Origin of the sequence: Sphingomonas hankookensis (assembly GCF_001619955.1) — a bacterium.
Taxonomy (GTDB): Bacteria; Pseudomonadota; Alphaproteobacteria; order Sphingomonadales; family Sphingomonadaceae; genus Sphingomonas; species Sphingomonas hankookensis_A.
In genome coordinates this window covers 63,396-73,419 of the sequence record NZ_LQQO01000014.1, presented here as the reverse complement: position 1 = coordinate 73,419, position 10,024 = coordinate 63,396, and the positions used below count along the sequence as shown (strand labels likewise).

Below are 10,024 nucleotides of genomic sequence, written 5' to 3'. Positions count from 1 at the left end.
TCGAAGCTGATGAGGCATGTGCCGCTTACCGCACCGGGCGGATATTCAGCGCAACAATCCCACCCTGTCACCCTCCGCTGTCGAGGCGCTGCTCAAGAAGCGCATGGCGCGAGGTTATCGGCCTTATCGACCGTCCTCCTGACCTACTCCTCGCCCGTTCCGAAAACCCCTCTCCCGGCGACCCTCTCTGATCCGCAGAAAACCGTCACTCGACGATGGTCGTGAGGCCTGTTCGACAAACGGATGGATTTGGAATGGGACGTCCCGTCACCGGGGACGGGCGAGCAGCCGAGTGTGAGGATCGGACCACGGGTCGGGAACGATCCGGCCCTCATCGACGATCAACTCGATCTCGGTTCCGTCGGGGTGCCATAGGTAGAACCGGAGCCGGGGCGCACGCATGATCATCGATTCCCAGACCCTCGCGCCATCGTGGGTCTGGTTCTCGTCCGAGGCGAGGCACTCGTTGCGCGACGTCACCCACCATTCGATGATCTGTCGAGTGATGCCGTGGCCCTGATATGCCGGAGCAACAATGGTTTTGCCGATATGCCGGTAAGGCAGTGGGCCTTCCGGTCCCCATGTGTTCATCACCGCGACCAGATCGGTGCCGTCGAACGCACCGACGTATTCTGCATCAAAATTGCCCCCGTTGACGCGGACATCAAGCGTCAAGTGACCGGCGGCAACAGTCGTTATCGGGCGATTCCACGGATGAGGAAACTTGAACCGGTATTCGGCGATGAACTGCGTTTGGGAATCGGAGCGGGCAACCATGCCCACACCAAAACCATTTTCTTGACGATTTTGGTATCCGTGAGAGTCTCGCGCCATGCCCAAGCGCGTCGCCCTCTACACCCGCGTCTCCACCGCTGACGGACAACAGACCGTCGAGAACCAACTCCGTGACCTTCGCCTCGCCGGTGAACGGCTCGGTTGGGACATCGTCGCCACCTTCGCCGACGAAGGCATCTCAGGTGCCAAAGGACGAGATCAACGACCCGGCCTTGACGCCATGCTCAAGGGCATCGCCCGTCGTGAGTTCGACATGGTGGCATCATGGAGCATCTGCCGCCTCGGTCGGTCCCTCCAGCATCTCGTCTCCATCCTCGGCGACCTCGATGCCCGAAGCGTCGATCTCTACCTCCACGTCCAAGCTATCGACACCAGCACGCCATCGGGCCGCGCGATGTTCGGCATGATGGGCGTGTTCGCCGAGTTCGAGCGCGCCATGATCTCCGAGCGGGTGAAGTCGGGGCTGGCCCGCTCGACCAAGAAAGGCGGTCGCCCCCGCCTCGACGTCGATAAGCAGCGCCACATCGAACGACTGCTCAGCGGTGGCCTGAGCATCAACAAGACGGCCAAGAAGCTCCGCGTCGGTGTCGGAACCGTTCACCGCATCAAGACCGCGATGGCCCATGCCGCGTAAGCCGTCACAAAGCCCCGTGGAGCACCATCACGACATCAAGGCGGACGAGATGCCCCAAGGCGTCATTCCCACCGGCAACGCATCCTGCGGCGCTCCTGACGATGGTCCTGCTACGGTCGCTCACGATTCGAGTGCTCTTCTGGGACTCGAACCCGCTGACACTGAAAAGGTAGGAGAAAACTCCCCGGTCGAGGTGGAAGCCACCCGCTCGCCCCCGCTCGCTCCTCTTCTGGGCACCATTTCTTCGCATAGCGTCGAAACAGCTTCGGGGATCGTCGGAACGACGGTCCCCGCAGGCACTTGTCTGCGGGCCGGTCGCCCGTCCGGGTGAATATCTTTCGATTCCATCGATCTGCCGTCCGACTGGACGTTACGGGTTGGCGCGTGTCATTCGTCATTACCCTCTGATGATCGACGATGATGTCCTCAAACGCTGGTTCGTCGCGGACGTGCTTCCGCTGGAGCGCGACCTCGAACGCTATCTGGCGCGCCATTGCCGGGCGCGGGATGACGTGATCGACCTTCGGCAGGAGGTGTACGAACATGCGGTCGGTGCCGCGCGCCGGGGGATTCCGTTGAACACGCGGCCGTTCGTCCTGACCATCGCCCGCAACCTGCTGATCGATCGGGCGCGCCGGGCGAAGGTGGTGTCGTTCGAACAGATGGCCGATCTCGACGAGCTGAACGTGCCCGACCTGACCGAGGCGGATCGTGCGCTGGGCGCCCGCGACGAGCTGCGCCGGGCGATGGCGGGGCTGGACCAGCTGCCGCCGCGCTGCCGCGAGGTCGTCCGGCTGCGGCGGGTCGAGGGGCTGAACATCCGCGAAACCGCCGCCCGGCTGGGGGTGGGCCACCACACCGTCGAGCGCCAGCTGACGCTCGGCCTGCGCGCGCTCGCCAATTTCATGCTGGGCGGCACGGCGCGGATCGACCGCACGCCGGGGCTGGCCCCGCGACGGAAGCGGACGCCATGACCGCCCGCCCCGAGATCGAAGCGCGTGCCGCCGCGTGGCTGGTGCGGCGCGACCAGCCCGAATGGAGCGCGGCGGACGATACCGCGCTGGCGGCCTGGCTGGACGAAAGCGATGCGCACAAGGCCGCGCTGTGGCGGCTCGAGGCCGGTTGGGACGCGACCGCGCGGCTAGCCGCCATGCGAAGCACCCCGGTCGAACCGGTGCCCCGCCGCGTCGCCCTTCTGAACAGCCGGGCGCTGCAGGCGCTGGCGGCCAGTCTGGTGCTGCTCTGCCTGTTCGCCGCGATCGCGCTGCCGGACCTGCTCCGGCGCGATCCGCCGCTGCTGCGCCGCTTCGCCACCACCATCGGCGAACATCGCGCGCTGCGCCTGCCCGATGGCAGCGCGGTGACGCTCAATACCGCCAGCACGCTGCGCACCGCGATCGACGGGGGTCGGCGCGCCGTCTGGCTCGATCGCGGCGAGGCCTATTTCGATGTGGCCCACGACAGCAGCCATCCCTTCGTCATCCACGCAGGCGACCGGATGGTGACGGTGCTTGGCACCCGGTTTTCGGTACGGCGCGATGGTCGCACGGTCACCGTCGCCGTCGTCGAGGGCCGGGTCCGAGTGGAGGATGCCGCCGGTGGCGAGCGGGGGCGGGCGGCGGTCATCACCGCCGGCAATGTCGCCATCGCGCGCGGCACGTCGATGCTGCTGACCGACCGATCGCCGGCGCGGGTGGAGGCGGCGCTGTCATGGCGGCAGGGGATGCTGACCTTCGACCGGACGACGCTGGGCGAGGCCGCCGCCGAGTTCAACCGCTATAACCGCCGGCAGATCCGGATCGCCGATGCACGCGCGGCGCAGATCCGGATCGGCGGCACGTTCGAGGCGACCGACATCGATGCATTCGCACGACTGCTGCACGCCGGGTTCGGACTGACGGTGCGCGAAGACGTCGATGCGATCACGATAGATTCCTGATCGGTCGCGTTACGACTTTCCGCCTGCCGTCCGTCTAGCATTGCAGAAGGCCCGAAGAGGCCGTGCAGTATCGGAGGGGGAATATGACCGGAAAGCATCGGTTCCTGGTAGCGGCAGCACTGGCAAGTAACTGCGCGACAACGCCTTCATGGGCGCAGGCGCGAACGGAAACTGTAAACCGGGTCCGCACCTACAGCATTGCGCCCGGTTCGATGCGGGCGGCGCTCGATGCCTGGTCGCGCCAGGCGGGTACGCCGGTGCTCTATCGCAGCGACGAAGTCGATGCGCTGCGCTCGCGCGGGGTTCGCGGAAAGCTGGACGCGATGGCGGCGTTACGGGCGGTCGTCGGCGGGTCGGGTCTCGTCCTGCATCGCGATCGCAGCGGCGCGATCGCCGTGACGCGGATGCCGGTCGCGGATCGCACGGCGGCGGTCGCACCGGTGGCGGAACCGACCGCGGCACCTGCGCAGGAGGATGACAGCATCGGCGACATCGTCGTCACCGCGCGGCGCACCGCCGAACGCGGCCAGCGCGTGCCCGTCGCGATCACCGCCTTCTCGCAGGATGCGATCCGGGAAAAGGGGATCAACAACGGCACCGACCTGCAGAATTTCACCCCGTCGCTATCGGTGGTCGGCGATGTCGCGCGCAACCAGGAAACCTATACCATCCGCGGCATGGGCGGCACCGGCGGTCCGGGGGCGGGCAGCGGTCCGGGCGTGGTCGGCTATTTCGCCGAAGTGCCCACCAGCGTCAGCGGCCCGGGCAATTTCTACGACCTCGCCTCGCTCCAGGTGCTCAAAGGGCCGCAGGGCACGCTGTTCGGGCGCAACACGACCGGTGGTGCCGTCCTGCTGGAGCCGCAGCGGCCACGGATGAACCGGGTCGAAGGCTATGTCGACGGCACGATCGGCAACCTTGAGCGCAAGAGCGTGCAGGGTGCGCTGAACGTGCCGATCGTCGACGACATGCTCGCGATCCGCGTCGCGGGACAACTGGACCAGCGCGAAGGCTATGTCCGCGACGTCGTGACCGGCCGCGACTATCTCAACCGCAACAATTTCAGCCTGCGCCTCGGCATCCAGTTCGATCCGTCGGCGACGATCAGCAACTATACCGCCGTCAGCTATCAGGAAGTGGACGAAAATGGCGGCGGCAGCATCCTGCTCGCGGTCAATCCCGCCCGCCCCTATGCCGCGCTCCTGCAACCCTATCTCGCCGCGCAGCAGGCGCGCGGCGTCCGCCGGACGGCGCTGAGCGTGCCCACGTTCGAGAAGGCCAAGAACTTCCTCGTCCTCAACAACACCGAATGGCGCGTCAGCGATACCTTCACGCTCAAGAACATCTTCAGCTACGCCCGCACCCGCTCGACCAGCGCCACCGATCGCGATTCGACGACGCTGCCGATCGCCGACCTGCTCGGCGCCTATCCGGGCAGCTGGAACAACAATTTGCGCACCATCACCGAAGAGGTGCAGGCCCGCTACGACAACGGCACGCTCCGCGTACAGGCAGGCGGCTTCTTCCTCGACCAGAAGACCCCCGCGCCGCTCACCTTTGCGACGGTCAACCCGTTGCAGGCCGGCGGTATCCTCGGCGGCGGCCCGCTGCTGATTCCGCAGCCGTTGCAGGCGGCGCTCGGCCTCACCAGCCCGCTCGTCCCCGCGCTGACCCTGCAACCGAGCGCCCATGTCGACGGGCACAGCAAGGCGGCCTATGCGCAGGTCCAGTACAAGATCGTGCCGACGCTGACCGCCACCGCCGGCTTTCGCTGGACGTGGGACGAATTCGGCGGTGATATCCAGAGCTATCAGGATCCGGCAAGCTATCAGGTCTTCAACCGGCTCGCCGCGCTCGGCATCATCAACCCGGCACAGGCGGCGCAGATCGTCGGGCTGAACGCCGGGCTGTGCGTCTATGACGCATACCGGGCGGTCGCGGCCGGGCGCGTGCCCACGCTCAAATACCCGAACTGCACCGCTGCGACCTTCCGCGGCACCAGCAACGGGCCGACCTGGCAGCTGGGCCTCGACTGGCAGGCCGATCCGCAGACCCTGCTCTATGCCGTCTCGCGGCGGGGCTACAAGTCTGGGGCGAGCAACCCGATCGTGTCGCTGTTTTTGGGCGAAGACCACCCGCTGTTCGCGGTGAAGCCCGAACAGGTGACCGATGCCGAAGTCGGGCTGAAGCGCGACTGGACCTTCGGCGACGTGCGCGCTCGCACCAACCTCGCCGCCTTCTATACCTGGTACAACGATATCCAGGTGATCCAGCGCGCGGCGATCGCCGGTTCGGACATCCTGACCAATGCCCAGCGCGCGCGGGTGATGGGACTGGAGTTCGAAGGCATGCTGGTCCCGGTCAAGGGCGTGACGCTCGGCGCGACCTATTCGTACAACTCGGCCAAGTATCTGCAATATGACACGATCGCGATCCCCGCGATCCCGCAGGCGCTGACCGCCGCGCAGCCGAGCCGCGACCTGGCCGGCACGCCGTTCTCGTTCGTGCCGAAGCACAAGTACAATCTGACCGCCAGCCTCGACCTGCCGATTCCGGAACAGGAGGGGACGTTGCAGCTGAGCGGCAACTGGTCGTACCAGACCAGCCAGCGCGTCACGCCGGAGGCGCAGCCGTTCGACACCATCGCCGGCTACGGCCTGCTCAACGTCCGGCTCGACTGGCGCGAAGTGCGCGGCTTCCCGCTCGACCTCGCCTTCTACGGCACCAACATCCTCGACCGGGCGTACCGCGTGACCGCCAATCCCAGCTACAATAATTCGGGCTTTATCGGCTCGATCTATGGCGAGCCGGCGCAATATGGCGTCCAGCTCCGCTATCGCTTCTGAGGGGAGCGGCCATGATGCGCCACGCGATCCTCCTTCCCGTCGCCCTGCTGGCCGGCACCGGCATTGCCCGGCAGGCACCACCCACCTTCCAGCCGACCGCTGCCCAGACTGCCTTGCAGGCAAAGGCACGCGCGGCCGGCGCCACCGCCCTCGCCGCGACGGCGGCACCCGGCGGCGGCATGATCCTGCACGGCAGCGTCGAGGGACGCCGCTTCGTCCTGACGATCCCGTCGAACTGGACCGGCGAGACGGTGCTGTTCGGACAGGGCTATGCTCTGCCGGGCACGCCGCCCAGCGTACCCACCGATCCGTTGGCCAAGGACCCCGGCGGCGGGCTGTTCAAGCATCTCTATGCGCAGGGGATCGCCAGCGGCATCGCCGCGGTCGACAAGAACGGCATCGCGACCGAAACGGCGACCCGCAACACCATGCGGCTGCGCGCATTGGCGGCGAAGCTGGGGGCGAAGCGCTTCTACGCGGTAGGCGGGTCGATGGGCGGCAACATCGTCCTGTCGCTGATCGAGAACCACCCCAACGCCTTTTCCGGCGCGGTCGCGATGTGCGGCGTGACGCAGGGGTGGCTGACGATGTTCCGGCAACTGGCCGACATGCGCGGCGCCTATGACGTGCTGACCGCCGGTACGCCCTATGCGTTGCCGGGCGGCAAGGACCTGACCCGCTCGGCGCTGCCGATCGTGCCGCCCCCCGGCGATCCGACATCGGGTGAGGCGTTTCGCGAAGCGCAGAAGATGAAGCTGCTGTCGCCGATCCTCGCGCTGTTCCTCGCCGCGAAGGCGAACCCGCAGGGACCGGAAGCGCGCATCATCCGGCAGATGGCGGCGATCGGCGGCTTCGCGCCCGACCCGGCGGCGCTGGGCGCACCGATCTCGTCCGCCGCGCTCGGTATGGACGATATCCGTGCGACGATGGGCGGCCTGCCGATCGGCAACCGCGACACCGTCTATGCCCCGCCTGAAATGGATGCGGCGCAGGCGGCGGACTTCAACCGCCGGATGCAGCGCTATGATGCCGATCCGCGCGCGGTCGCCTATGCCCGGCGCTGGCATGAGGCGACGGGCCGGTTCCGTATCCCGCTGGTCACCGTCCACCAGACGATCGATTCGCTGGTGCCGTTCGCGCAGACGCAGGGGCTGGGCCGGATCGCCGCCGCCGCCGGCAACAGCGCGCGGCTGGCGCAATATGCGGTGCCGCCGACGACGATCCCGCTGCCCGGCGGGCTGACCGGCTATACCCATTGCGGGTTCACGCCCGCGCAGAACATCGCCGCGTTCGATGCGATGCGCAGCTGGGTCCGCACCGGGCGCCGGCCCGCGGCGGATGCGGTACGATGACCCTGCACCGCTTCCTTGTCGACTTGACGATCGCCCTGATCGGCTTGGGGAGCGCACCGGCGATGGCGCAATCGGTGGCGGTGCCCGCCTTCACCCTGCCCCCGTCCAGCCAGCTGAGCGACGAGGCGCGCACGGTGCTGGTGCGGATGCAGGCGGAAACCGCGCCCAAGACCATTGCCGGCGACCTCGCGCAGCAACGCGCCTTCTACCAGCAATGGAACGACCGCCGCCGCGCCGAGATGCGCCGCCATTTCGCTACGCGCGAACGGCGGGAGCGTATCGCGGGCGTCCCCGTCACCATCGTCGATCCGGTGGCCGGCATCGCCCCCGGCAATGCCGGTCGCGTGCTTATCAACGTCCATGGCGGTGCCTTTCTCTGGGGATCGGGCAGCGGCGCGCTGGTCGAGGCGATCCCGATCGCGGCGACGATGCGGGTGCGGGTCGTCACGCTCGACTATCGGCTGGCGCCCGAACATCGCTATCCGGCGGCGTCGCAGGATGTGGCGGCGATCTATCGCGCCCTGCTCAAAACGCATCGGCCGGAAAATATCGGCATCTATGGCTGTTCGGCGGGCGGCGTCATCACCGCGCAGGCGACCGCATGGCTCCGCCGCATCGGACTGCCCCGCCCCGGCGCGATCGGGACCTTTTGCGGCACCGGCGCGCCCTATTCGGGCGACAGCCCCCATTGGGCCGGGCCGATGACCGGGGAAGAGGCGTTGCCGACGCCCGTTCTGCCCGCGACCTTGCCGACCCCCTATATGGCGGGCGTGGCGGCTGACGACCCTGCCGCCTATCCGCTGCGCTCGGACACCGAAACCCACGCGATGCCGCCGACGCTGCTGCTGGCGGGCGGACGCGACTTCGCGGTCAGCGCGCTGACCCTCGCCCATCGCCGCCTGACCGCTGCCGGCGTGGCGAGCGAGTTGCAACTGTTCGACGGCCTGCCCCACGCTTTCTTCATGTGGCCCGACATGCCCGAATCGACCGAAGCCTTTCGCCTGGTCGCCCGCTTCTTCGACCGGCATCTCGGCCGCCGCCCTCGTTAAACACGGAGTACGCCCGATGCGCGCCTTTCCCCTGATGTCCCTGCTCCTCGCCGGTGCTGCGCTCGCGGCCGCCCCGATTCCGCCCGCCGCCGCGCAGGACGCACCCGCCGCGCGGCAGCAGACGCTCACGGCACAGGCGACGCGGCTGGGCGCCGTCGACGTCACCGCGACGCCCCGCGCCGACGGCGGCGTGACGATCAACGGCCGGCTCGACGGCAACCAGTTCGCGCTGGCCTTTCCCAAGGGGTGGTCGGGCGACGGCCTGCTCTACGCCCATGGCTATTCGACCCCCGGCACCCCGGTCGCGGTATCCCCCGATCCGGTCGACAAGGGACCGGGCACCGGCGCGCTCGGCGAAGCCTATCGCCAGGGCTATGCCGTCGGCCACAGCGCCTATGCCAAGGCGGGGCTGGGCGTCGAAGCGGGCACGAAAGCCACCGCCCGGCTGCGCGACCTGCTGGCGCAGATGGGCGGCAAGCGCATCTATGCGATGGGTGATTCGATGGGCGGCGGGATCGTGGTCACGCTGCTCGAACGCTATCCGACCGCGTTCGCCGGCGGGTTCGCGCGCTGCGGCGTCGTCGCCAGCTGGCAGGATATCCTCGGCCGGCTGATCGACATGCGCCTCGCCTATGCCGTGCTGACCCGGGGCACGCCCTATGCGCTGCCCGGCAATGCCGACGTCCGCCGCGACGCGGTCTCGCCGCTGCCGCCCGCCGGCACGCCCGATGCCGCCGCGCAGGCCTATGTCTTCGGTCAGATCGCCAAGGTCGGCATGCCGCCGCTGGCGCTATGGACCGCTGCACAAAAGGACCCGAACGGCCGCGAGGCGCGGATCGTGCGCGCCGTCACCGAGATCGGCGGCTTCGACTATGACGCTGCCTCGCTCGCCTATCCGCTGGTCACCGCCGCGCTGGGTGCCGAGGACATGGCCGCGACCGCCGGTGGATGGTTCCATGGCAATGTCGGCAAAACCTATCGCGCATCGTCGCTGTCGGCGGAGGAGAATGCCGCGCTGAACCGCGATATCCAGCGGGTGACGGCGGCACCGCGCGCGCTCGCCTATCTGCGCGAATGGCGCACCGCCACCGGCCGGATCGGCGCGCCGTTGGTGACGATCCACAACCGCATCGATTCGCTCGTGCCCTATGCGCAGGAAGCGATGCTCGCCGCCGCGGTGGCAAAGGCGGGGCGGACCGCGAAGCTCACCCAGTTCACCGTCCCTGCGACCCGCGCCCTGCTGCCCATCGGCGGGATCGAGGGCTATACCCATTGCGGCTTCGACAAGACGCAGACGCTGGCCGCGTGGAACGCGCTGCGCGGATGGGTCGAACAGGGCCGCAAGCCCGATGCGACGCTGCGCTGATGATCCGTCAGGCGCACCGCCTCGCGGTCGGTGCGCCGAACCG

8 protein-coding genes are annotated in these 10,024 nt (G+C 68.1%); 7 read left to right on the top strand and 1 reads right to left on the bottom strand.

Annotation, left to right across the window (positions count from 1 at the left end; translation table 11 throughout):
- Positions 1-267: 267 nt before the first annotated feature.
- On the bottom strand, positions 268-834 hold the full coding sequence (locus tag AVT10_RS09035) for a hypothetical protein (RefSeq protein WP_198158537.1): 567 nt from the start codon (positions 832-834) through the stop codon (positions 268-270).
- On the opposite strand from AVT10_RS09035, the gene AVT10_RS09030 reads away from it, so the two are divergent.
- From AVT10_RS09030 to AVT10_RS08995, 7 genes are all read left to right on the top strand, one after another.
- Positions 833-1,429 (top strand): recombinase family protein, encoded by a 597-nt coding sequence (locus tag AVT10_RS09030; protein ID WP_066689987.1) that lies wholly within the window; start codon positions 833-835, stop codon positions 1,427-1,429. The two genes, AVT10_RS09035 and AVT10_RS09030, sit on opposite strands and share 2 nt — an antisense overlap.
- Positions 1,430-1,836: 407 nt before the next feature.
- Positions 1,837-2,403, top strand: coding sequence for an RNA polymerase sigma factor (locus AVT10_RS09020; protein WP_066689984.1), 567 nt, complete (start codon positions 1,837-1,839; stop codon positions 2,401-2,403).
- Complete coding sequence (locus tag AVT10_RS09015; RefSeq protein ID WP_066689982.1) at positions 2,400-3,368, top strand: FecR family protein; 969 nt, start codon at positions 2,400-2,402, stop codon at positions 3,366-3,368. The genes AVT10_RS09020 and AVT10_RS09015 overlap by 4 nt, the downstream gene beginning before the upstream one ends.
- A 212-nt stretch (positions 3,369-3,580) precedes the next feature.
- The gene (locus AVT10_RS09010) at positions 3,581-6,214 is read left to right on the top strand and encodes a TonB-dependent receptor (RefSeq protein ID WP_066689979.1); all 2,634 of its coding nucleotides are present in this window, start codon (positions 3,581-3,583) and stop codon (positions 6,212-6,214) included.
- An 11-nt stretch (positions 6,215-6,225) separates the two neighbouring features.
- Positions 6,226-7,566, top strand: a complete 1,341-nt coding sequence (locus AVT10_RS09005; protein ID WP_066689977.1) for an alpha/beta fold hydrolase — start codon at positions 6,226-6,228, stop codon at positions 7,564-7,566.
- Entirely contained in the window at positions 7,563-8,615 is a 1,053-nt protein-coding gene (locus tag AVT10_RS09000) for an alpha/beta hydrolase (RefSeq protein WP_066689976.1), read from the top strand. The genes AVT10_RS09005 and AVT10_RS09000 overlap by 4 nt, the downstream gene beginning before the upstream one ends.
- A gap of 34 nt (positions 8,616-8,649) precedes the next feature.
- The gene (locus AVT10_RS08995) at positions 8,650-9,981 is read left to right on the top strand and encodes an alpha/beta hydrolase family protein (RefSeq protein ID WP_157092720.1); all 1,332 of its coding nucleotides are present in this window, start codon (positions 8,650-8,652) and stop codon (positions 9,979-9,981) included.
- The last annotated feature ends 43 nt before the right edge of the window (positions 9,982-10,024 follow it).